Annotated in this window: 31 protein-coding genes; 29 read left to right on the top strand and 2 right to left on the bottom strand. The window is 49.7% G+C overall.

Annotation, left to right across the window (positions count from 1 at the left end; all coding sequences use genetic code 11):
* Positions 1 to 17 precede the first annotated feature (17 nt).
* The 23 genes from P3L37_RS19090 (at position 18) to P3L37_RS18980 (ending at position 13,643) form a co-directional block, all read left to right on the top strand.
* Positions 18 to 287: a hypothetical protein gene (locus tag P3L37_RS19090; protein ID WP_042847169.1), complete on the top strand. Its 270-nt coding sequence runs from the start codon at positions 18 to 20 to the stop codon at positions 285 to 287.
* The gene (locus tag P3L37_RS19085; RefSeq protein ID WP_042847168.1) at positions 284 to 520 is read left to right on the top strand and encodes a hypothetical protein; all 237 of its coding nucleotides are present in this window, start codon (positions 284 to 286) and stop codon (positions 518 to 520) included. Before P3L37_RS19090 ends, P3L37_RS19085 begins: the two co-directional genes overlap by 4 nt.
* 30 nt (positions 521 to 550) lie before the next feature.
* On the top strand, positions 551 to 811 hold the full coding sequence (locus P3L37_RS19080; protein WP_042847166.1) for a hypothetical protein: 261 nt from the start codon (positions 551 to 553) through the stop codon (positions 809 to 811).
* A 105-nt stretch (positions 812 to 916) separates the two neighbouring features.
* A complete protein-coding gene (locus P3L37_RS19075; protein ID WP_042847164.1) occupies positions 917 to 1,261 on the top strand; it encodes a hypothetical protein in 345 nt (114 codons plus the stop codon).
* Between the two features lie 56 nt (positions 1,262 to 1,317).
* Complete coding sequence (locus P3L37_RS19070; RefSeq protein WP_042847162.1) at positions 1,318 to 1,596, top strand: hypothetical protein; 279 nt, start codon at positions 1,318 to 1,320, stop codon at positions 1,594 to 1,596.
* Positions 1,597 to 1,811: 215 nt separating this feature from the next.
* Entirely contained in the window at positions 1,812 to 3,059 is a 1,248-nt protein-coding gene (locus P3L37_RS19065) for a ParA family protein (RefSeq protein WP_042847160.1), read from the top strand.
* A 2-nt stretch (positions 3,060 to 3,061) separates the two neighbouring features.
* Positions 3,062 to 4,081 (top strand): ParB family protein, encoded by a 1,020-nt coding sequence (locus P3L37_RS19060; RefSeq protein WP_042847158.1) that lies wholly within the window; start codon positions 3,062 to 3,064, stop codon positions 4,079 to 4,081.
* Between the two features lie 276 nt (positions 4,082 to 4,357).
* Positions 4,358 to 4,636: a hypothetical protein gene (locus P3L37_RS19055; RefSeq protein WP_166268101.1), complete on the top strand. Its 279-nt coding sequence runs from the start codon at positions 4,358 to 4,360 to the stop codon at positions 4,634 to 4,636.
* A 17-nt stretch (positions 4,637 to 4,653) separates the two neighbouring features.
* Entirely contained in the window at positions 4,654 to 4,962 is a 309-nt protein-coding gene (locus P3L37_RS19050; RefSeq protein ID WP_042847153.1) for a hypothetical protein, read from the top strand.
* A gap of 106 nt (positions 4,963 to 5,068) precedes the next feature.
* Positions 5,069 to 7,129 (top strand): ATP-dependent DNA helicase DinG, encoded by a 2,061-nt coding sequence (gene dinG, locus P3L37_RS19045; RefSeq protein ID WP_072035186.1) that lies wholly within the window; start codon positions 5,069 to 5,071, stop codon positions 7,127 to 7,129.
* A gap of 40 nt (positions 7,130 to 7,169) precedes the next feature.
* The gene (locus tag P3L37_RS19040) at positions 7,170 to 7,850 is read left to right on the top strand and encodes a hypothetical protein (protein ID WP_052219373.1); all 681 of its coding nucleotides are present in this window, start codon (positions 7,170 to 7,172) and stop codon (positions 7,848 to 7,850) included.
* A gap of 78 nt (positions 7,851 to 7,928) precedes the next feature.
* Entirely contained in the window at positions 7,929 to 8,303 is a 375-nt protein-coding gene (locus tag P3L37_RS19035; RefSeq protein ID WP_042847151.1) for a hypothetical protein, read from the top strand.
* A 57-nt stretch (positions 8,304 to 8,360) separates the two neighbouring features.
* Positions 8,361 to 8,672 (top strand): hypothetical protein, encoded by a 312-nt coding sequence (locus tag P3L37_RS19030; protein ID WP_042847150.1) that lies wholly within the window; start codon positions 8,361 to 8,363, stop codon positions 8,670 to 8,672.
* Between the two features lie 177 nt (positions 8,673 to 8,849).
* Complete coding sequence (locus P3L37_RS19025) at positions 8,850 to 9,179, top strand: glutaredoxin domain-containing protein (RefSeq protein WP_052219372.1); 330 nt, start codon at positions 8,850 to 8,852, stop codon at positions 9,177 to 9,179.
* 13 nt (positions 9,180 to 9,192) lie between these two features.
* Positions 9,193 to 9,597 (top strand): hypothetical protein, encoded by a 405-nt coding sequence (locus P3L37_RS19020; protein ID WP_042847149.1) that lies wholly within the window; start codon positions 9,193 to 9,195, stop codon positions 9,595 to 9,597.
* Positions 9,598 to 9,608: 11 nt separating this feature from the next.
* Positions 9,609 to 9,797 carry a hypothetical protein gene (locus P3L37_RS19015; protein WP_042847147.1) on the top strand — a complete coding sequence of 63 codons (189 nt, stop codon included), beginning with the start codon at positions 9,609 to 9,611 and terminating at the stop codon, positions 9,795 to 9,797.
* A 22-nt stretch (positions 9,798 to 9,819) separates the two neighbouring features.
* Positions 9,820 to 10,041 carry a hypothetical protein gene (locus P3L37_RS19010; protein ID WP_042847145.1) on the top strand — a complete coding sequence of 74 codons (222 nt, stop codon included), beginning with the start codon at positions 9,820 to 9,822 and terminating at the stop codon, positions 10,039 to 10,041.
* Positions 10,042 to 10,051: 10 nt separating this feature from the next.
* Positions 10,052 to 10,957 carry a DNA cytosine methyltransferase gene (locus P3L37_RS19005; RefSeq protein WP_206646174.1) on the top strand — a complete coding sequence of 302 codons (906 nt, stop codon included), beginning with the start codon at positions 10,052 to 10,054 and terminating at the stop codon, positions 10,955 to 10,957.
* A 14-nt stretch (positions 10,958 to 10,971) separates the two neighbouring features.
* Complete coding sequence (locus tag P3L37_RS19000; protein ID WP_042847144.1) at positions 10,972 to 11,346, top strand: hypothetical protein; 375 nt, start codon at positions 10,972 to 10,974, stop codon at positions 11,344 to 11,346.
* Positions 11,346 to 11,870 carry a hypothetical protein gene (locus P3L37_RS18995; protein ID WP_042847142.1) on the top strand — a complete coding sequence of 175 codons (525 nt, stop codon included), beginning with the start codon at positions 11,346 to 11,348 and terminating at the stop codon, positions 11,868 to 11,870. Before P3L37_RS19000 ends, P3L37_RS18995 begins: the two co-directional genes overlap by 1 nt.
* Before the next feature lie 108 nt (positions 11,871 to 11,978).
* Positions 11,979 to 12,557 carry a hypothetical protein gene (locus P3L37_RS18990; RefSeq protein WP_042847139.1) on the top strand — a complete coding sequence of 193 codons (579 nt, stop codon included), beginning with the start codon at positions 11,979 to 11,981 and terminating at the stop codon, positions 12,555 to 12,557.
* Positions 12,544 to 13,317, top strand: coding sequence for a hypothetical protein (locus P3L37_RS18985; RefSeq protein ID WP_052219371.1), 774 nt, complete (start codon positions 12,544 to 12,546; stop codon positions 13,315 to 13,317). The genes P3L37_RS18990 and P3L37_RS18985 overlap by 14 nt, the downstream gene beginning before the upstream one ends.
* Entirely contained in the window at positions 13,314 to 13,643 is a 330-nt protein-coding gene (locus P3L37_RS18980; RefSeq protein WP_042847137.1) for a hypothetical protein, read from the top strand. The genes P3L37_RS18985 and P3L37_RS18980 overlap by 4 nt, the downstream gene beginning before the upstream one ends.
* A 17-nt stretch (positions 13,644 to 13,660) precedes the next feature.
* Here the strand turns inward: P3L37_RS18980 and P3L37_RS18975 are convergent, their stop codons facing one another.
* Both P3L37_RS18975 and P3L37_RS18970 read right to left on the bottom strand, forming a co-directional pair.
* Positions 13,661 to 14,746, bottom strand: coding sequence for a hypothetical protein (locus P3L37_RS18975; RefSeq protein ID WP_042847135.1), 1,086 nt, complete (start codon positions 14,744 to 14,746; stop codon positions 13,661 to 13,663).
* 151 nt (positions 14,747 to 14,897) lie between these two features.
* Complete coding sequence (locus P3L37_RS18970; protein WP_052219370.1) at positions 14,898 to 15,947, bottom strand: HNH endonuclease; 1,050 nt, start codon at positions 15,945 to 15,947, stop codon at positions 14,898 to 14,900.
* Positions 15,948 to 16,273: 326 nt separating this feature from the next.
* On the opposite strand from P3L37_RS18970, the gene P3L37_RS18965 reads away from it, so the two are divergent.
* The 6 genes from P3L37_RS18965 to P3L37_RS18940 all read left to right on the top strand — a co-directional run bounded on the left by P3L37_RS18965 (position 16,274) and on the right by P3L37_RS18940 (position 19,104).
* Complete coding sequence (locus tag P3L37_RS18965) at positions 16,274 to 16,576, top strand: hypothetical protein (RefSeq protein WP_042847133.1); 303 nt, start codon at positions 16,274 to 16,276, stop codon at positions 16,574 to 16,576.
* On the top strand, positions 16,573 to 17,037 hold the full coding sequence (locus P3L37_RS18960; RefSeq protein WP_052219369.1) for an ASCH domain-containing protein: 465 nt from the start codon (positions 16,573 to 16,575) through the stop codon (positions 17,035 to 17,037). Before P3L37_RS18965 ends, P3L37_RS18960 begins: the two co-directional genes overlap by 4 nt.
* A complete protein-coding gene (locus P3L37_RS18955) occupies positions 17,034 to 17,591 on the top strand; it encodes a hypothetical protein (protein WP_042847132.1) in 558 nt (185 codons plus the stop codon). The genes P3L37_RS18960 and P3L37_RS18955 overlap by 4 nt, the downstream gene beginning before the upstream one ends.
* Entirely contained in the window at positions 17,588 to 17,842 is a 255-nt protein-coding gene (locus P3L37_RS18950) for a hypothetical protein (RefSeq protein WP_042847130.1), read from the top strand. Before P3L37_RS18955 ends, P3L37_RS18950 begins: the two co-directional genes overlap by 4 nt.
* 6 nt (positions 17,843 to 17,848) lie before the next feature.
* The gene (locus tag P3L37_RS18945) at positions 17,849 to 18,280 is read left to right on the top strand and encodes a hypothetical protein (RefSeq protein WP_042847127.1); all 432 of its coding nucleotides are present in this window, start codon (positions 17,849 to 17,851) and stop codon (positions 18,278 to 18,280) included.
* 335 nt (positions 18,281 to 18,615) lie between these two features.
* Positions 18,616 to 19,104, top strand: coding sequence for a hypothetical protein (locus tag P3L37_RS18940; protein WP_042847123.1), 489 nt, complete (start codon positions 18,616 to 18,618; stop codon positions 19,102 to 19,104).
* The last annotated feature ends 12 nt before the right edge of the window (positions 19,105 to 19,116 follow it).

Below are 19,116 nucleotides of genomic sequence, written 5' to 3'. Positions count from 1 at the left end.
CAATCTGAGGAATTTGTATGAATTTCGGCACTCGTGAGTACCTGATCAATTATCTGATGAGCAATTTCAAAGAAGGCCAGATGATTGCCATCGATACACTGACGCTCGAAAACGTCGCGGATGTTGCTTCTGACCTTTCCCTGGAACGCGCCCTTACTCCAGCCGAACAGGTACAGGTGCTGAATGCGGTAGTCAGTGATTATGATGTGAATACTGGGGCTGGCTTTGACCATATTCGCAAAGAGATCGCAGCTCTGGGTATTGCCCAACAGGACGGTGACAAATGAAAAAGGGGCTGCGCAAATTTTACTGCACACTGCCAAATGGCAAAGTGCAAGAAGCGGAACTGACGTGGAAAGCTACCCATGCTGTTGCCTGCCGAACTGGAGAGCGTGACTGGTATGCGCACTCGTGGTGCTCTGCAAAATCTGCGGCGTTGCGCTGTGTCGAGTTAACGCAAAAGGAACAGGGCGCTGAAGTTGAGATCTTGGTCGTTAAAGAAGTTCCACCCGCTGCGTAGCGAGTGAATCAAGTCGCGTGAGGTAGAACAATGCTGATACTTACAACCGATCTCATTCCTGATATTTATGCCATACAAAAAATTCATGGGATGGTTCAAGTCATCGCTAATTTTGAAGCCAATAGGCGGGGAGTGATACCGTCAAGGCAAGCTCGCGTCGCATTGGAGGAATTAAGTGCGGCTGCATCCGAGGCGTCAAATGGCGAGGCGAATGCCGTGTACGGTGTTAAAGCAACACCACTCCTGAACGGCGGCATGCTGTATATCGGAACTGCGGTAACCCTCAAGTGATGCAGCGGTAATAAATATGTTTTTTTCATCCTTTTGCCTTCGTCACCGGTTGGTGCTGGTGGATACTGGAAGTCCAACAACTGATAACACAAACGAGGATACACCATGTCTCTGAACCCAACTCTGGTCGCGATGTTCATCTTCAGCAGCTTCAACGAAACCCGCGTCCCACTCATCGTGAATGATGACACCGCGCAGGAACGTATCGACTTCAACGTTGCTGGTGGTGGTGAAATCGAATGTGCCGATTGGATCCGTGAACTGGCTATCGACATCGTTGAAGAGTGCGATGAGACCTTCACCGGGAAAGAAGGGCCGGGCATCTGGTATTACGAAGTGGCTGAAGTTATCGGCGCTAAGATCGCGAACGATGCTAACGAGGGGCACGTTTACCAATGTGACATCGTTAAGTTCGCGCTGGAGCAAACCACCAGCTGGGTTAACTCCTAACGTCCATCCACCAGCCGCCTGCGGGCGGCTTCATTTTATCTGCCGGGAACTCTGCTATGGTCATTAGCAAACTGAAGGTGGGCGATACCGTATGGTCTATCACTCGCCACAAACTGGGGAGCACGAATATTCCCACCGTGTCTGTACACCCTGTCCTGATCGTCGAGGTCAATGAGACCAGTGTTATCGCAAGCTGGAATCACAACAAGCCGAAGCCGTTTGGCTTGAACTCCATCAAGGGATGGAAAAAAGAGAAACCTGTTCTGATCAAGGGGTTGTTTGGTAGTCAGCGCCTTGCCACAAGAGCGGAAGTCGCTGCGTTACAGACTCAATAATTCGTCAAACGTACATTCCCTCTCAAACACAGTAATGCCAGTGCATTGGAGGGGGTGACCTATCTTTTAAATGTGAAAACAACCCCCTTGTTCGCCAACCCCCACCCTGACATTCACGATGCGAATATTTAATAATTATGCATTACAATGCACTTTTACCTTGTCTTGCGCTCAATTTGCATTAATAATAATGAAAAACAATTAGAGGGCTATTTATGTCAATTCTTGATCAAATCCTGGTCATCGGCCAGCGAATGAAAGCCGAGCAAATTTCTCTGAAAGAATCCATCACCGAAGCCAATACCATCAAGGTCACTGATGAGCAGGTAGATGGCTTAGATAGACTCATTTATAACCATTGCCTGAACAAAACGATGCTCGCTGATTTCTTCGGCAAGTCACGTAATACGTTCACTAAAATTCTGACCGAGTTACAAGATCAGAAAATTATTGGTGAGCCTATCTTCCAAAACAAAAACCACCTTTACACACGATTTGACGTGCAGGCCATCATGAATGAGTTGGGCGCGCCCCGTTACTCCGACATGTATGAGTCTCGGGTTATCGTCGTTGAAAACCACAAAGGTGGTACAGGCAAAAGTACCACGACCGCGACGATCGCCTTGGCGTCAGCTTTGGATTTAAATCTGAACGCGCGTTGCTGCATCATTGACCTTGACCCCCAAGGGTCTATCGGTAACAACCTGATCCGCTCCACCAGCGAAGATGATATCTATCTGACTATCACTGATGTGCTGTTAGCCGAATACGAGCCTGAGGGTGATTTCTCACAGTACATCAACGCCGGTTACTCAGAAGCGGACATCATTGCCAACATTCCGTTTAGCACTCACCTGCCAAATATGGACGTCATCACGGCCTTCCCTACTGATGACCGTTTTACTGATACCTATTGGCGGTTGAACAAGGAAGAGCGCAATACGCTTTTAACGCGCTTTAGAGATGTTGTTATCCCTGTGCTGAAACAGCATTACGACCTAATCTTCATCGACACCCCACCGCAGGACTCACCAATTATCTGGTCTACGAACGAAGCCGCCGACGCCCTTCTCGTTCCTATCACTCCGCGTGAATATGACTTTGCATCCACGACGAACTACATGTTGACGATCGGCGCTCGTCTGCAACAACTTCCATCCAGGGGTGAAAACATCAAATGGATGAAGGTGCTGGCTGTTAATGTCGATGATAAAAGCCAGCACGAAGTTCGCACTCTGAATAAGCTGGTGCGAACTGTGCAGGACAAGTTTATGACTACGAACATCAAACACTCTGAAGCGTTTGTTGCTGCGGCCGAACGAGGCCGCACCGTCTTGGATATCAAGAAGTCAGAAGACCTGTGCCCTGCAAAACAATTTGACATGGCAGAAATGTCAGTCACTTCTGTGTATCAGCAATTTATTAATGAAATCAAAAGTTTTTCGGCGAAAAGTGAGAAATAAAAATGACCGACGTAGAAAGAGGCACAAGCAAGGATATGTATCTGGGTGCAGGCAAGCGAACCGGCTTTGAGCAAAAAAGCGGATTACCACCACTGCGGGGTGCAGGCGCACCTAAGAGAACATTCACCTTAAAAGATGGCCGTAAAGTCGATGCCGAGCATGTTGTCGTTCCTGGCAGTAAAGTATCTGAGCAAACAGTGGTTCACGCCCTCAACCCACGCAACCAGGAAGCGCTCGACGAGAACTCCATGCGTGACATCCTTGAGCAGATCAGGGAAAGAGGGGTGGATACCGAAGGTATCGCTGTCCGCGTAGATGGAATCTATCAACTCATTGAAGGTAGCCGACGCCGCTACTGCTGTGAAAAGCTATCAGCTGATTTACCGCTGTGGGTATTACCAAACGATATCTCAAACGAAGATATCTTCTCTATCATCAGCGCCGCACAAAGCTCTCGCAAATTCTCGTATCGCGAAGTTGGTATGCAGTATTTGAAACTGATGGAAGAGAATGGTTTCACGACCAATGAGGAACTTGCGCAGCATATCGGCATTAGTACCGAGTCTGTCCGTAAGCGGATTCAAGCTGCCCAAATCGACCCTCGCCTGATCGCTCTGTTCCCAGATTGCGAAGGTATCCCGAATACTTTCTATAGCCGTTTAGCGAAGGTGCAGGGTTCGGCGAAGAAGGAAATGATCGACATTGGTGAGCTGTGCCAGGAAGTCCAAGACAACCGTAAGGACAAGCCTGTTGAGAATATTCAGGAGACTCAGAAAGATATCCTGGAAGAAGTAGCCACTATGTTGGAAATCATGGCTGATAAAGCGAAGCCCGCCGCTGCATGGAAAACATCTGATATTGTCGCATTCGAGAACAAGGATCAGTATGCACGAATCAGTTACAGTGGTAACGGCCGGAAAGTCCGCTTTGAGTTTAACAGGCTCAATCAAAAAGTCGTCGAAGACATAGAGCGTCTGATACGTCTGAAGCTAACAAAAAGTCTTCAGGAAGACAGTGAGTAAGTTCTTTTCTAAGCCACCTACCCCGGTGGCTTTTTCTTTACAGCCCTCCCCTCCCCTCATTTCCTGTAGCAAAAACCATTTTTTTCGCCAAAAAAACCAAAGTTTAAAATCGCTTAATAAACAGCGTGTTACGATAGAATATCAACTAAAGCAGAAGAAAAACCAATAAAAACCACCCCCTTGTTCGCCAAAACAAAAAACACCTCCATCCCCCTTCGTCAACTGTAGAACTGCTGGATAATAGAACTCAATACCGCCCTTACTCGTGGATTAAAAATGCAGATCTCAAAGACAACCCATAGCTTTGCCGAGCGTCGCGGTTTGGAACTGACGACCGAAAACAACGACGGTACCGAGTTGCTGTGTATTTGGGAAACCAATAACGATTGGGAGTGGATTTGCAGCTTCCAACCAACTCAAGATCAGCTGGTATTCTTCGGTAATATCTACCTGCCCCAGGAATGCCTGAACGCCATCCCGGCTATCATCGCCGATGAAACTCAGCTGCGTGCGGTGCTCACCAAAATTGCCGAATCACTGAAAACCAAATCCTGACGCTGGAAAGGAAAATCATGAAGACGTGGACGCCGAACGAGAACATCACACAGGTCATTCTGGCATTTGGGCCTCCGGACATTGAAAAGTTTCTGCCAAAATGGGATCTCATCCCTGACGAATTCAAACAGGGAAAGAACCCCTGGATTGCATTCATTGAGCGTTGGTTTTACCACGGGCTTGAATGCCCACCAGCAGCCAAGGAAGGTGTCGAACTGAAATGGGCGCTGGCGCATATCGTGGTTATCCTGAAAAGCTTCGACCCGAAGCACGAACAAAAGATTGCCGGGTGCGCCTATCTTGCCTCGCTCTGGTTTGTGGAGTAAGTGAACTAAACCGCCTTTGTGGCGGTTTAATTTTGGATGTCACTTTGTCAGCGCTGGTGGTGCGATAAAATTAAATCAGTAAATAATAAATCTATGGGATAGAACGATGAGCAGCAAAACCAAATTGACCGCCGAAGAACAAACGGCAAAAGCATACAGCAACTTCCTGGAATCCAAGGGACTGAAGCCGCGTGCTGGTCAACAAGACATGATCCGCTTTTGCTCATCCATCATTACCAACATTCCCGAAGATAACGACAAGCCTATTGTCGGTGTAGTTGAAGCCGGTACCGGCACCGGTAAAACGCTGGGGTACTGCCTGCCGCTGATCCCGTTGGCGATGGAAAAGGGAAAGACTCTCGTTCTGTCTACAGCAACCGTGGCGCTTCAGGAGCAAGTTGTCGTTAAAGACCTGCCGGAAATCCAAAGCCAGGGCGGTCTTAAATTTTCATACGCTATGGCGAAAGGTCGTGGCCGTTACTTCTGCCGACTGCGCTACGATGCGCACGTCGATGCCGAGCATAATGCGTATGGTTACGTTCGCGACGACATGACGAGTCTGGGTAACGAATTCGCAAGTGGTGACTGGAATGGTGAGCGTGATACATATCCGCTGGAGCTTGCCGACAAATCCTGGAACAAAGTTAATGCGGTCGCCAGCCAGTGCCCTAAGATTAAATGCCCGCATTACAAAAACTGCCCCTTCTTTGCCGCGCGTAGCCGACTGGAAGAAGTCGATGTGGTGATAGCTAACCACGATATCGTTTTGAGCGATCTGTCTTTGGGTGGTGGTGTCATCCTGCCACCGCCGAAAGAAACCATCTACGTTTTCGACGAAGGCCATCACCTTACAAGTAAGGCCATTGAGCACTTTGCCGCAAATGCCTCGTTGGATAACACGGCGCGCTGGTTGGGTGACGTCAGTGACATGGTGATGGACATGCAGACCCCTTACGGTGAGAAGATGAATGACCACGTTTACAAGCTGGTGGCGCTGGCATCGGACACGGCTGCCGAGATGATGACAGTTCGCGGAACTCTTTTATCTTCACTCAACTTCCGGAACGACCACGGTAACATTGACGTCTATCGGTTCCCTGAAGGTGACGTACCCAATGATGTGCGCGCACTGTTTAAAAACGGGCTGTACCTGGCAAACCAAATGCAGAGTTTGGTTGAGAAAATGATAATCATCATTGATGAGGCAGGCGATAAAATTGTCGCTGAGGATAATGCCCGCCACAAAATGGCTATCGGTGATTTAAAGAACCGTGTAGAAAACTTGCTTGAAGCGATGAGTCGTTTTGCTGCCCCGGCGAAGAAAGGTGAGTTTGCAGTACCGGTAGCGCGCTGGGTAAACATCAAGCGTGACAATAAATCCGAGGTCATTATTCATAGCAGCCCAGTGCATGCTGGTGAGCAATTGGATAGAGAGCTGTGGAACGAAGCCTATGGGGTGATCATTACTTCAGCGACTTTGCGGACAATGGGCAACTTCAATGCCTACCTGAATGAAGCGGGTTTGAAAATGGACACGCCAACGTTGCTGGCGAGAAGCCCGTTCGACTACGAGAACAACGGTGTTCTGTTCGTACCCAGGATGCGCAGTACCCCAAAGAATGCCGAGGCGCATACCGATGAGCTGATCGAGTTGATGCCTAAGCTGATGTTACGGCGTAAAGGATGTCTGGTGCTGTTTTCATCCCGCAAGCAAATGACAGAGGTGTGTGAGGGTATGCCGGAGGACATCAAAGAGCACATCCTCATGCAGACCACGATGCCGAAAACGGAAATCGTTTCCCGTCATAAGCTGCGTATTGATCGTGGCGAGCCAAGCATTATCTTCGGCATGGCCTCTTTCAGTGAAGGCGTGGACCTGCCTGGGGATTACTGCGATAACGTGATTATTGCCAAGCTGCCATTTAGCGTACCGAGCGATCCGGTTAGTCAGACGATGACTGAGTGGATGGAGAAGGCGGGGCGTAACACCTTTGAAGAAATAACCGTTCCTCAGGCGTGTATCAAACTTATCCAGGCTGTGGGGCGACTCATCCGAACCGAGACCGATACAGGTGCAGTGACGATACTGGACTCTCGCATCAAGAACACACGGTACGGCCAGAACATTCTCGACTCGCTTCCGCCGTTTCGCCGTGTGATCAGATAGTGGTATCATTCGGTAAACAAAACGAATGAATAGGTGTGTAATGGAAAAGTATGAAAGTGTCATCACTGTGGTATTTCAGTTTGTAGGCAAAGTGCCCGCACCTTTTTCCACAAGCAGCCTGTTTGCCGAAAACCTACTGAAGGGCGAGAAACTGTGGAATGACCCTGGGACAGCAGGCAACCTGATGCTGCAAAAAATTCTGGCAGAGCAGGGCGCAGCCGATCACGACGATGGTAAAATTCATACTCGCACTACGGAGCTGAAAACACACGATGAACGTATGGCTTTCCAAAAGCTGGTGGGTTTACCGCCTTACAGCGATTTGACCAATGCCGTAGGTATCCTGATCGGTGGACTGGAGAAAGCAGGGCGGTTGATTAGTGTGAAAACCACTTCAGCCACCCCGCTACCAAACGGGGAAACTATTATCTCTACCCGTGATGCACAACGTCGTTTGTTCTTCATGAACCAGCACGGGATATGCTTTACGGTAGATAGCCAGTTACTGATCGCTGTCGATAAACTGGAAGGAGCAAAGTTCTTCGCCACAGAAGAAGAGCTGGACGCTGCTGGTGTTAAGCTTTGGGGTGAGAATGGTACAGGTCGCTGGCGCGTGCTGGTGGCTCCGATCGGGGAAGAGATTTGCGGCCTCTTTGAATTCGGCGAGATGACGACCTTGGGTAAACGGCCGGAGGGCAGGATTAACGAACTGTCGTTGTAAGGCAAATCCCACTATGCATAGAAAGCACCTTTTTTGGTGCTTTTTTTGTTTTAGCTATTCGTCAGCGGGTGGAGTGGGATGATACTGATTGCAGGTAAACAAAACAAACAACATAAGGGAATCATCATGAAAACTCTTCTTGCTGCTCTGCGTGTTACTGATCAGGTTCAGCCTGATATTGCTATCCCGGCTTCAGGTAAAACTACTGGCTTTACCTACGACGCTGCCAAGATCGGTTCGTTCAAAGGTGAAACCATTGCTATTTATCCGGCCTGGTCAAAACCTAACTCACACGGCGCGGCCGGTAACCCAACTGAATTCTACGGTGGCTTGCCGCTGTATTCGACCAAGCTACTTGCCTATCAGGCACTGCGTAACGAAATCGAAAAGCGTTTCGCTGCACAGCTTCAGGCGATTGATAAACAGATCCTGGCACTGGAAGACCGTCCATAACCAATAGGGCAGGGGGGTTCCCCCTGTTTATGACAACCACCAGCTGAGGAACGAAAAATGAAAGAACAAGAACTGGTCACCAAAGCGGAACAGCTTATTCAGCGCAATGATGGTTCGCAGGCAAAAATTGTTGCTACGGCAATGTTTGGCGCTGGCCTGCACATGTCGGTCGATGTCTTCGTGCTTCGCCGCGATAGCGCTGACCAGAATTGGCAGCTTTGTAACGACAGGCCACATCCGGATTACAAAACCATGTCCCGTGAGGATTACGTTAAGTTCGGGCGCTCCGAAATGCTGCGCACAGTCACCGCTGGAGAACTGTTGAAGGTCACTGGGATGATCGGTCAACCACTTTCCAATTATCAGTAAAAGCACGGTTGCAGCGCCCCCCATTTTTCCACCAAACATCATGCGGGCCTGGCGTTTTAAAATACCAAAATAAAAGCATCTTTCGAGGTGCTTTTTTTATGTCAAATGCTTCGTCAGCCGTTGGGGGGAGGGGATACTGGTTGCAGGTAAACAAACTAACCGATAACAGGGGTCACCATGAAAGTCATTATCTTCAGCCTCCCAAATTGCCAGCCTTGCCGTATGACCAAAGAGCGCCTGGCCGCAAACGGTGTTGAGTTCGTAGAAGGCAGCATCGAAATTCATCGCGAGCTGTTCCGCAATATGGGCTTCAAGTCTGCGCCGGTTGTGCTGGTGGAGCCTGATGCAGGCGAAGCGGTGTCCTGGTCGGGTTATCGCCCCGATTGTATCAAGGCGCTGATTGACGGAAAGCCAGAAGGCGATGCTATCTCTGGTTATACCCGGATGTGTGTCATGATCGAGATGCGCGAGCCTGAACTGTTTTCGGCTCCTGGCGAAGCCAAGTAAGAAGGTGAATGCCGTGAGCTATCAAACCGTCGCAATCCCTCCAGCCTTAGGGCTTCAACCACCAAGCGGGGCTGACGTTGTCTTGCTCGCCGAGCTGACACAAGCGCTGGTGGATGCAAAAGTCGAAATGAAAGTGATGCTGGAGCCTATCAACTGGACGCCGCCTTCCGGCCGTCCGGTGATGTACCGACAGGACGCTATCGACGTACTGTTTAAAGCCGGGGTTCCTGTTGATGCGGGCGAAGTAGTGTCGGCCACCAGCAATGCCGTGCAGCCGATCGACGATGCCGAGCTGGAAGCGCTGCTGGATATGCGTGACGAAATGGCTGGCACAGATTCGTTTTACAAAGCGCTGGATGGCGCGCTGGATGGCATTCTGGCTCGCCTGTATGCCGCTGAACGTCAAACCAATCACTAAGAGTATCGATAATGACTGTACACGACTTTGTATCAGGAGCGAGTGGCATTTCACCCTTTGCCATTGTTATGTTGGCCTTTTTCATCCTCTTTTTCGTCGTAGCGTGCTGTATCCCTCGCCCATCATTGGGTCTGATGGTGGCGGGCGGAATTGCTGGGCTGGGTGCAATTGCCACAATTCTTTGGATTAACTTTGCTTAGACCTTAAGGCGATTTGTCATTAATGGGCCATTTAAACCAGATTTTATCGGCTATCGGTAAAACACCAGAAGGGCACGCTACCCTGGGTTATTTTCTTCTTGGGCTGATGAGTGTGATATTCGGTTGGGCCCTTTTTCAATTCAACAGCGAGAATGACATTCCTAAACGTTACCGCGTGATGTTGTCACTTTCTCTCTGTGCAATATGGCTGAGCATAGCCATAGAAATCATCGACCATCTCTGAGGAAAGTCGAATGTCACCAGTTCTGATGAACAGTTATTTTTGCGGTGCCGGGCTGATGGATATCGGCCTGAAGAATGCCGGTATTCAGATCGCCCAGTCTTTCGAACTGGACGAAGATGCCGTTAAGACCTATCGCCACAACCTGGGCGACCATATCAAACACTGCGATATCACACAGGAAATGGTGCTGGAGCAGGATAGCTGCCACGGCATGTCGTTTACCTATCCCTGTACGAAGTATTCGACGATCGGCGACATCCACGGCACGCGAACGGGTGATGAGCTATTCCTTCACGCACTGCGCCACCTGGCTGTCGCCCGGCCTGAGTTCTATGTCATTGAAAACGTGCCGGGCATGCAGGCTTTCCCGGTCGTTATGGAAGCCATGACCAAGCTGGCGGGCTATTTCATTCAGGTATTCTGCCCCGTGAAATCTGAGCTGTGGGTACCGCAGCGTCGGCACCGCCTGATCATCATTGGCACACGACACCCGTTCGATATCCGCCCGCCGGAAAATACGCGCCCAATCCCCCTCAGCGCGATTTTAGAGGATAACCCGGATGTTCGTATCCCTAAGTCGGTAGAAACACGCCTACAGGGCGGATATCGCGATTTACCCATCATTAGCGACCCGGCCAAAGACGATATCGCGCCGACGTGTGTAGCTCACTATGCAAAGGATAAATCGACACGATTAGTCGTTGATAAACGTTTCCCTCTGGGAGCGCGTCCGTATTCAGTGCGTGAATATGCACGTTTGCAAGGGGTTCCAGACTGGTTTGAATTCCCGGTATGCGATACCTCCGCGTATAAGCAGATCGGTAACGGTGTCAGCACCTACGTCGGCGAGTGGGTAGGGATTGAGATGATCCGCTACATGGCGCAGGTTAGCGATAAGTTTTCCCTCATTCATTAACCCTGGAGAAAAAGATGAAATTAACGGAAGAGCAAAAAGCCGACCGTCGGGAACTTGCCATGCTGGTTCAGTATGCCGCTTTGGCATACGCACTGTTTGGTGCAGGCGTCGCGGGAATTCTGGGAGCGTTGGATATCAACTCACTGTGGATGGGAGTCGCGATTGCGCTGGTTTCTCATGTTCTCATTTTTTCCAGGCCTTCTGTCCGAGAGAACTTCCCTGAAACCATCTATTGGTTATCGCTGTGGGCGTGTGCCCTTGGCGGGCCGATCGTGATCGGTTTCGGTCCCTTTGAACCACCGTTTAAAAACCCACTCATTATGGCCGCGCTGATTGTGTTCATCGTTACAGCGCTATACCGTCGGCAGGAAAAAAAGGATATGCAGTAATGAGCCACTCACCAGCTAAAACCACCAGCGAACAGATACTGGAAGCGGGGCTGCGGATAATTCACACCTGCACGCACAGCGATCACCAGGGGTATTATGTGATAGGCAAAAACAGGGCTGTCTTATCCGATTGTGCAACGGTTAAGGCCTATGACGGCGGGGCTGTATCGGTTGAGTATTTCCGTCCTGGCAATATCCCCCTGGTGGTCGTTAACAATGATGATTGGCTCAAAATCATCACTCACCTGTTAAATGAGCCACCTGCACCATCATCGCTAGGCCGGATCCCTTTAGAACTGGTGAATTTTCTGGAGAAGATTGCGGGGCAAACACTGTCGCCTGAAGCCCGCATCCGCGCGCGCGATCTGGCTGAAGGTGAGTGCTTTAAAAATGAAGTGCTCACGTTAACGACGCTGTTCAACGTCTGGATGAGGGATCCGCTGCTGACTGAGTTCGTCTCGCCGCTGAAGCAATATACATTGCCAGGAGAGCACGCCAAACATTTCTGGTCATGTTGCAAATGACAGGGGCGAAAGCCCCTTTTTTTGTACCTGCAATAGCTTCGTTGGCTGAGAGGGCGGGGCGATACTGGTTGTGGAATATAAGCGCCCTTTGGATGGAAAAACGAAACAATGACTACTGAACAGAAACCCTCGCTCGCGACCGGTGCGCCATTAAACGCGGAAACCTGGGCTGATTTTGTCTCCCGCCTGAAATATCACTGCGTCGGCAAAGGCGTTGATGAGCACTGTACCGCAGACCCGTTGTTCGTCGTTCAAAAGAAACGCCTGATCACGGGGCTGGATATGGACTACATCGAAGACCGGCTGGTGGCCGTAGATGATGCTCGCTGGTTTAGCCCCCAAGAATACTGGGATGACCTGGATACGGACGAGCGAAACGAGCTCAACCAAAAATGCCAGGCCGAATACCAAGCTGATTTTCTGGCTATTCGCGTCGATCAGCAATGGGATGTGCTCGGCGAGTTACCAGAGCATACCGTAACCGGCTACGTCTGGGAGTGGGAATACGTCAACGCACACTTCACGCGCGAAGCCGCGCAGGCCTTCATTCAACGCAAAAAGCACGACTACAACAAGTTGGAAATTTTCGTCGATTCGCAGTATTGGGCGAAGGAGTTCAACACCATCCGCGACGCCATTTTGACTGGCAAACTGGTATATCAGGAGAAGAAAGATGACACCAATTGAGATCCAAGGTCTGCTGGACGGCAAATGCATTCCTCGCGACATGAAGGTCAACGAGCCGCTGGTGAATTATCTGGCGCGCAAATTGACTGAAGGCGAGCAGATGCGCGCTGAGAACATCCATCTGGTGGAAGAGCTCAAGCGCGTGACCGACGGTTTGGAGTTTTTCTCCTACAGTACCGACGGCGGTTACGATGAGCACGACAGCGCCGACAAAGCCCGAAAAGCCGCTGAAGAGCATATCGACTACTACCGGGGAGAGGCCTGTGACGGCTGGCCTGAAGAAACAGACCAGGTTGTTTGGGGTATCGTCGTGCAACGCGCCAGTCAGACCGACCTGCGCGAAGTGGGGCCGGAAGACAGCGTGGGCCGTCACATCACTCAGGTTTGTGACTATGCACTGATGCCTGCACTGGAAAACAGCCCGACGAAAGGTTACATCCCGACGTCTGAAGTGGAACAGCTGATGGCTGAAGGTAAAATGCTGAAAGATGCTCATGCGGCCATTCTTGAGCACATCGACGTGACGGACAAAGGCGCGGCCGGTACTGCGGCTATGATCGCAAACGACGCTCTCCACAACACGGACTACCCGGCGATTGAACGCGGCCTGCGGAAAATCAAGAAGGATGCCACCATCGCAGCGGCAAACCATGCCGGTAACATTGCGCAGGAAATGACGCGTGAAAGTAGCCAGGAAGTTGTCAAGGCCGTCGGTCGTCGCCTCCTTGTGCTGGCGGAACATGTAGGGAACGGCCAATGAACAACCTGAAGGCAACGATGCGCCGGATGTTGGATGGCGATGATATGGACTGCGTGAGCGATCGCACAGGTAAAAGCGGCGACTACTGCGAAGGCTTTGTGGACGGTATGCACGAAGCGCTTAACCAGCTGACTGAAGGCGTTGCACCTTTGCTGGCTGGGGCTGAAATCGCTGGGTTGGAGCGCTTTGTTGCTCGCATGTACCAGCGCGCTAATCAGCTAGTGGACGACAGCATGAGCACGGCGCTGATTAACCAGGCGCGCTCTGCGGCGGTATTGGCTGAGCAGATGATCAGCGAACTGAAAGGTGAAAGTAGGCAGTTATAGTCCCAACTTAGCAGTTCTTACTGACCAAGTTGGGATTGTACAAATTTTAATGTCTGCTCATGCCGTAATTTACAAACGACATTTTGGTTCGCGAAGACGCCTGAAAACGTTTTCGCCTGCTCTTTCGGAAGTTGTTTGATCCAGCGAACACCAACAACCCATTCTGAAAGCTCTTCATTGTCAGCGTTTTCGTCTGGGTATTGCGCTTTTAATCCGGCAGAGAGAAGAGGAACATTTGAATCAGTAATGAAATCGCGAATCATAACTGCTGATTTGGTTACTTCTCCAAAACCGACATAACCACATCCCTTCATGTAAGCATAAATTTTGTCACCAACTGCAAGTCGCTTAAGCGCAGATGAATACACTTTCCCTTGACCTGCGCCAATGAATCCAAATTTTCTATTATCATCCCAAGTTCTATATTCGCATTCACCTACATTCACGAACCAACTACCAGTCCAATCATCTTGACTTGAAGCAATGACTCTTTGCTTAACTTCTTTTCGTTCAATATAATCTTTAGCCTCCGGTAACGGAATAATCGTTTCAGGCTTAATAAATAGCTCCCCATTGGAATCAACATATGGAGCCAAGCGAGTGCATTGAATGTCTACACCATATTCTCGCAACCATAATACTGCTGAGATGACTTCCGAATTGAACTCCTTTGAGGCCAAGATAATATGCTGTTTAGTGTTAAGTGACGTGATATCAGCATCGATAAATTGCTCAATTTCTTTTGTTGCATCAAATTCTGATTTACCTAAATACGACGCGTATTGCTTAAAAATCTCACTGGGTAAAAGGCTTGAGCAATACGATGCATATTTTATTGCCTGCCATTCAACGGACGAGCCTGAATCATCCCTTTTTAGTTCTACAATAACAAGTGCTGCCGATTTATTCACGCAAAGCAAATCAAGACGCTTGTTGGAAGTAAGGGTGACCTCTTTTCCAATAACAAGGAGTTCCTGGCCTAAAATAGTTGGACTTTTTTCGATCCACTCCTGAATATCAAAGCGTTCCTTTAGCCCAAGCTCCGAAAAGCTTGTTGGTTTTAGTTTGATTAATGACTTATTTTCTACATCAACACGAAACATTGGTTATATCTCCTTTCAGAGGTTTCCCCCTCTTGAATATGCCATACTTGGCACGATAAGGCTGCCAAAGATAGTACGATAGCTCTGCTTTCCTCATAACAGAACATCGGGGGTTGATTGGAGTTCCAGTAAATAAGGAATAAAAAAGATATTAATTTTCATTTAATTCTTCATTACAATATTGACGATGTTCTTCCAAGTGAATTTCTAATGGCCAATGTCGTTTATCACTTGGTAATCTTAGTTTTTGCCCATCAAGTTCTGCATATTCTGTTCCAGCTAACAAATCAGATAACCTAATTAACATTTTGGAATCAATCCAAAGCAAGCCTCGGTCAAAAAGAGTATGAATGTCTGTTTTAAGTAACAATCCATGCTGGACTTGGGTGTGCCAGAGGCCTTCATAGGGAATTATATGAGCAGCCTCTAATAACACTTGGATAGAACACCCTGTCACAGCGCACTTACCCTCATAAGCTTCAATCAGCTTTCTTCTGAACGCTGGCTGGCCTTGTCGAATAACAACTTCACGTAAAGCTTTTAATCGGGAATCAACTTCTTCTTCAGATAAATCAGCAAATAATTCATCCCTAGCTTCCACAACTAAGCGATCACATTGCCTAGGGGAAATAATGCGCTTTGGCGTTTTGCCATCATCACTAATATCCCAAACTCCATGAAGCTCCTGAACATATAGCTCATATCTTGTATTTCTCAATTTTCCTGTACGGAATAATAAGTCATATGGGCTGCCCTGATCAGAACGTGCATTTTTGCGGCTACCAAGATATCTATATCTGGCCTTGCTGTTAACTGTTAATGCATCTAATTGAATACGAACTTCAGATTCCTTTAACGGAGCATTGCTATTAAGAATCCATTTGACAATATCCACTGCTGAAGCAGAACTAAGCTGAGTGACAGCATACCAAACACGAAGATATTGAGGATGAAGCATTTCTTCAGGAATAATCCCCGGAATGTCTGCTACATAAGTTGAAAAGTTATGAAAACGAATCCATTCTCCCCATTGCCGAGAATGAGTGCTAATACCAGTTCGATGGGGCTCACGTTTTCGTATTTCATTGTTAAATTCCTGACGGCTAGGAGCGCGGCCAAGTTTTTCATAAAGATCATCACAACAGTCCCAAACCGCCCGCACTAGCAAGCCAGTTGGATAGCCATTTTTATTTAATTCCATAAGCCCCTCTAGCAAAAATGAATTGAGCTGAGTAATAACAGATTCCGTTACGACGTTCACTATAATTCATTAACGCAACTGTAGCGAATGACAACTATCAAATTAAAGTGTATGGAAGGTTGTGAGTGCCAAACCTTCCAACACAAAATATCCATTCTATACATCACTCATGCCTCATGCCAAAAATCAGATCGGTAAGCAATAAAATAGGCGCCTTCAATAACTTCGTCAGCTGAACGGGTGGGGTAATACTGGTTTCACGGCAAGCAACACCGCCACACAATCCATAAATAATTTATGCGCCATCAGCGCGATAAGGATCTGACATGAAAAACGAACTGCTGGAAGTTGTCATTGCAATGCGCGATTACATCGACGCGCTGCCGTCTGATGTTGTGTCACGTTTGCCTGCAATGCCAGGGTTCGACCGCGATTGGGCTAATGAAGTGATTGATGCGGCGCAGCGCGCTGAAATAAGCCAAACGATCAGCGCTCCGGGTGCTGTGGCGTTCCGTGAACAGATCGTGAAATATGTCGGCGGTCTGGGTAGCTCCGTTATCGCACAATCCGTGGTGGAAGCCATTTTGAGTGCAGCTAAGCGCTCCGAAGCGAAGGATGCCAAAGCATGAAAGCATTATCTATCCGACAGCCGTGGGCATGGCTTATCACTCACGGCCACAAGGACATCGAAAACCGCAGCTGGAACACCCACCAGCGCGGACCGGTGCTCATTCACGCCAGTGCGCAACTGGCATCCAAAGCCGACATGGAAAAGGCGCGGGAGATCCTGCGCGCCAAATATGGCGATTCCCTGATGCTGCCTGAAAGAAAGTATTTATCTTACGGCGCGATTGTCGGCGTAGCCACAATCACAGGCTGTGTCGAAGAGAGCGAATCTCCGTGGTTCTTCGGGCCGAAAGGCTTCACGCTGGCGGATGCCAAGACGCTGAAGCCAGTGTCTATTCGCGGCCGACTGAGCTTTTTCGAGACTGGCCTTCGTCCACATGCGGTATTCAGCTTGCTCGTACCTAATGAGCATACGGATGATACCGAAACCAAAGCAGCATGTTTGCAGGGGGAAAGGGCATGAAACTGTTTCCTATCAATTTCACCGACGAACAGGTACGGGCAATCCACAGCGGCCAGAAGGTGCAAACCCGCCAACTGATCAAAGAAATCTGCCTCGATACCTTCCCGGAATCCCTGACCAAACGCCAGCGCGCGCTGGTGGATAAGGTTTTGCCCCCCAAGTTTGGGCCGACGTTTTTCTGTCGTTTCGGGCATGTAGGCGATCGGTTGTGGGTCCGTGAAACCTATGGCGATTGCGGTGTGCGACTGGTCTATCGTGCAGACCTTGAAGATGGCTCAGCCAATAAAGTTAAACGCTGGTTTCCGGCGCAGCAAATGACGCAGTTTGAGTCGCGAATTACGCTGGAGATTACGGCGGTTCGTATTGAGCCCCTTCGCGACATCAGTGATGCCGATGCGCTGAGGGAAGGCTGTTCTATCAGGGATACCCGCAGCGGTGACTGCCTGGCCGATGTGTTCGCCCGTAAGTGGTCGGTTATCCACGGCGTTGACTGCTGGGAGGCCAATCCGATGGTTTGGGTGATCGACTTCAAAGTCGTGGAAGATGCCCGATGAGCCGCCTGGTTGTTGTGACTTTGCTGGAAGACGGCGGGGAAGAGCATGTTCACTTGCCCGTGGGGGATTTGGGCACGGGTGGCGGCTATACGACTCTGTGCGGCCTTGATGGTGGCCTGAGCGACACGGCGATGGAAACCAAACCCGCACCTCGTGGCGCAAAAGTTAACTGTCCCAATTGCTGGGCAATCTTCAATACCTGCCGTTCGTTCCGGGCAACTGACTTCGATTCGGCTGTAAAGCAGGAGTAATACCCCATGCAGGAAAAAGACATCGTTCACGAGAATGGAAAATTTTGGGTGTTGCGCGATAAAGATGCTTACTGCGTGATGAAGTCCGGTGTAACCCACTCCGAGGGGGATAGTGCTTATGCACTCACTGAAGATGGTCTGAGCATTGCGATCGCACGCTGCGACTATCTGGCTGGCCGGGCTGAAACGACAGAGCGAGTGGGCTTCGCCAAGACCCTGCATTTCTACATGACTGAAGCTTCTGCCTGGTTGTTGGAAGAGCGACGGGAATACATTCAGCGTGTGATCGTTAAAAAGCTGGTTGTCGGTCTGGCCGACATGGCGAAATGGTCGCCGGAGTGCGCTGCTGAGCCGGGTTCTGCTGAACTGAAGCAGATGTACTCCGAAGGGCTGGCTTTCTTCACTGAAAAGGGATTCCCTGCTAATGGGCAAAATTGACAAATACCAGATTCAAGACCTGAGCCGCCTCCGGAATGAAACCGGTGAGCTCGCGCGCTGGGTTATTCAGCTTCAGACAGACCTGGACACTGCGCGCCGTGAAAAGGCCTCTGTGGAGGCGGAACTATACAGGGCAACAGCGCCTATGCCGGTGGCGGAGTATCAATACCGGTATAGTTCTTCCGATCGCAGTATGTGGAGCGCCGGCACTCCATCCCTAACGAATCGCTGTACCAACGTATGCGGGCTATTCATACCGATGGTTCATACCAGTTCCGTGAGCTGTTTGAAAAGCCACATACCCTCTAATTGACGTAGCAAAACAGGAAATCGTAATGGCAATGACAGTAGAGCAGTTAAAAACGCGCGCTGCGGCATTTCGTCTGGAGGCGTTGCGCTGGGAAGACATGGGCTATTCCGAGCAAACGAAACGGCTGCGGGATAATGCTGATGCTTTGGAAGAGCTGGCCGAACTGAAGGAAGCGCCTCCATTGGGTTATGCCGAAAACGGCAAAGGCTTCATTTATCCGGCTGACCGTGCCGATCGCATTACAAACCCGGTGCCGGTGTTTGCCGCTCCACCAGCGCTGCATATTCCTGTCGGGTTTATGCTGGTACCGAAAAAACCGACCGACGAACAGCTGCGGGCGATGCTCGCAGTGCAGTGGCCTGCGATCTACCGTGAACACCTTCGCCACCCAGACAACGGGCCGAAGTCAGCGAAAAAGACTGAAGACGACATTGATGTCGCTACCCGTCAGTATGCTGCGGCGATGTGTGCTTCACCTGAGGCGGATCTGCCTACTGAAATCAAGCAGAGTTAAAAGCAATGTCAG

Origin of the sequence: Providencia sp. PROV114, from assembly GCF_032704305.1 — a bacterium.
GTDB lineage: Bacteria > Pseudomonadota > Gammaproteobacteria > Enterobacterales > Enterobacteriaceae > Providencia > Providencia rettgeri.
The sequence above is the reverse complement of the archived record's forward strand: the minus strand, read 5'-3'. Positions and strand labels throughout refer to the sequence as shown.

Bases quoted from the DNA above. Each gene is read 5' to 3' on its own strand.
- P3L37_RS19090 (WP_042847169.1), top strand. From the start codon at position 18: ATGAATTTCGGCACTCGTGAGTACCTGATCAATTATCTGATGAGCAAT.
- P3L37_RS19085 (WP_042847168.1), top strand. From the start codon at position 284: ATGAAAAAGGGGCTGCGCAAATTTTACTGCACACTGCCAAATGGCAAA.
- P3L37_RS19080 (WP_042847166.1), top strand. From the start codon at position 551: ATGCTGATACTTACAACCGATCTCATTCCTGATATTTATGCCATACAA.
- P3L37_RS19075 (WP_042847164.1), top strand. From the start codon at position 917: ATGTCTCTGAACCCAACTCTGGTCGCGATGTTCATCTTCAGCAGCTTC.
- P3L37_RS19070 (WP_042847162.1), top strand. From the start codon at position 1,318: ATGGTCATTAGCAAACTGAAGGTGGGCGATACCGTATGGTCTATCACT.
- P3L37_RS19065 (WP_042847160.1), top strand. From the start codon at position 1,812: ATGTCAATTCTTGATCAAATCCTGGTCATCGGCCAGCGAATGAAAGCC.
- P3L37_RS19060 (WP_042847158.1), top strand. From the start codon at position 3,062: ATGACCGACGTAGAAAGAGGCACAAGCAAGGATATGTATCTGGGTGCA.
- P3L37_RS19055 (WP_166268101.1), top strand. From the start codon at position 4,358: ATGCAGATCTCAAAGACAACCCATAGCTTTGCCGAGCGTCGCGGTTTG.
- P3L37_RS19050 (WP_042847153.1), top strand. From the start codon at position 4,654: ATGAAGACGTGGACGCCGAACGAGAACATCACACAGGTCATTCTGGCA.
- dinG (WP_072035186.1), top strand. From the start codon at position 5,069: ATGAGCAGCAAAACCAAATTGACCGCCGAAGAACAAACGGCAAAAGCA.
- P3L37_RS19040 (WP_052219373.1), top strand. From the start codon at position 7,170: ATGGAAAAGTATGAAAGTGTCATCACTGTGGTATTTCAGTTTGTAGGC.
- P3L37_RS19035 (WP_042847151.1), top strand. From the start codon at position 7,929: ATGATACTGATTGCAGGTAAACAAAACAAACAACATAAGGGAATCATC.
- P3L37_RS19030 (WP_042847150.1), top strand. From the start codon at position 8,361: ATGAAAGAACAAGAACTGGTCACCAAAGCGGAACAGCTTATTCAGCGC.
- P3L37_RS19025 (WP_052219372.1), top strand. From the start codon at position 8,850: ATGAAAGTCATTATCTTCAGCCTCCCAAATTGCCAGCCTTGCCGTATG.
- P3L37_RS19015 (WP_042847147.1), top strand. From the start codon at position 9,609: ATGACTGTACACGACTTTGTATCAGGAGCGAGTGGCATTTCACCCTTT.
- P3L37_RS19010 (WP_042847145.1), top strand. From the start codon at position 9,820: ATGGGCCATTTAAACCAGATTTTATCGGCTATCGGTAAAACACCAGAA.
- P3L37_RS19005 (WP_206646174.1), top strand. From the start codon at position 10,052: ATGTCACCAGTTCTGATGAACAGTTATTTTTGCGGTGCCGGGCTGATG.
- P3L37_RS19000 (WP_042847144.1), top strand. From the start codon at position 10,972: ATGAAATTAACGGAAGAGCAAAAAGCCGACCGTCGGGAACTTGCCATG.
- P3L37_RS18995 (WP_042847142.1), top strand. From the start codon at position 11,346: ATGAGCCACTCACCAGCTAAAACCACCAGCGAACAGATACTGGAAGCG.
- P3L37_RS18990 (WP_042847139.1), top strand. From the start codon at position 11,979: ATGACTACTGAACAGAAACCCTCGCTCGCGACCGGTGCGCCATTAAAC.
- P3L37_RS18985 (WP_052219371.1), top strand. From the start codon at position 12,544: ATGACACCAATTGAGATCCAAGGTCTGCTGGACGGCAAATGCATTCCT.
- P3L37_RS18980 (WP_042847137.1), top strand. From the start codon at position 13,314: ATGAACAACCTGAAGGCAACGATGCGCCGGATGTTGGATGGCGATGAT.
- P3L37_RS18975 (WP_042847135.1), bottom strand. From the start codon at position 14,746: ATGTTTCGTGTTGATGTAGAAAATAAGTCATTAATCAAACTAAAACCA.
- P3L37_RS18970 (WP_052219370.1), bottom strand. From the start codon at position 15,947: ATGGAATTAAATAAAAATGGCTATCCAACTGGCTTGCTAGTGCGGGCG.
- P3L37_RS18965 (WP_042847133.1), top strand. From the start codon at position 16,274: ATGAAAAACGAACTGCTGGAAGTTGTCATTGCAATGCGCGATTACATC.
- P3L37_RS18960 (WP_052219369.1), top strand. From the start codon at position 16,573: ATGAAAGCATTATCTATCCGACAGCCGTGGGCATGGCTTATCACTCAC.
- P3L37_RS18955 (WP_042847132.1), top strand. From the start codon at position 17,034: ATGAAACTGTTTCCTATCAATTTCACCGACGAACAGGTACGGGCAATC.
- P3L37_RS18950 (WP_042847130.1), top strand. From the start codon at position 17,588: ATGAGCCGCCTGGTTGTTGTGACTTTGCTGGAAGACGGCGGGGAAGAG.
- P3L37_RS18945 (WP_042847127.1), top strand. From the start codon at position 17,849: ATGCAGGAAAAAGACATCGTTCACGAGAATGGAAAATTTTGGGTGTTG.
- P3L37_RS18940 (WP_042847123.1), top strand. From the start codon at position 18,616: ATGGCAATGACAGTAGAGCAGTTAAAAACGCGCGCTGCGGCATTTCGT.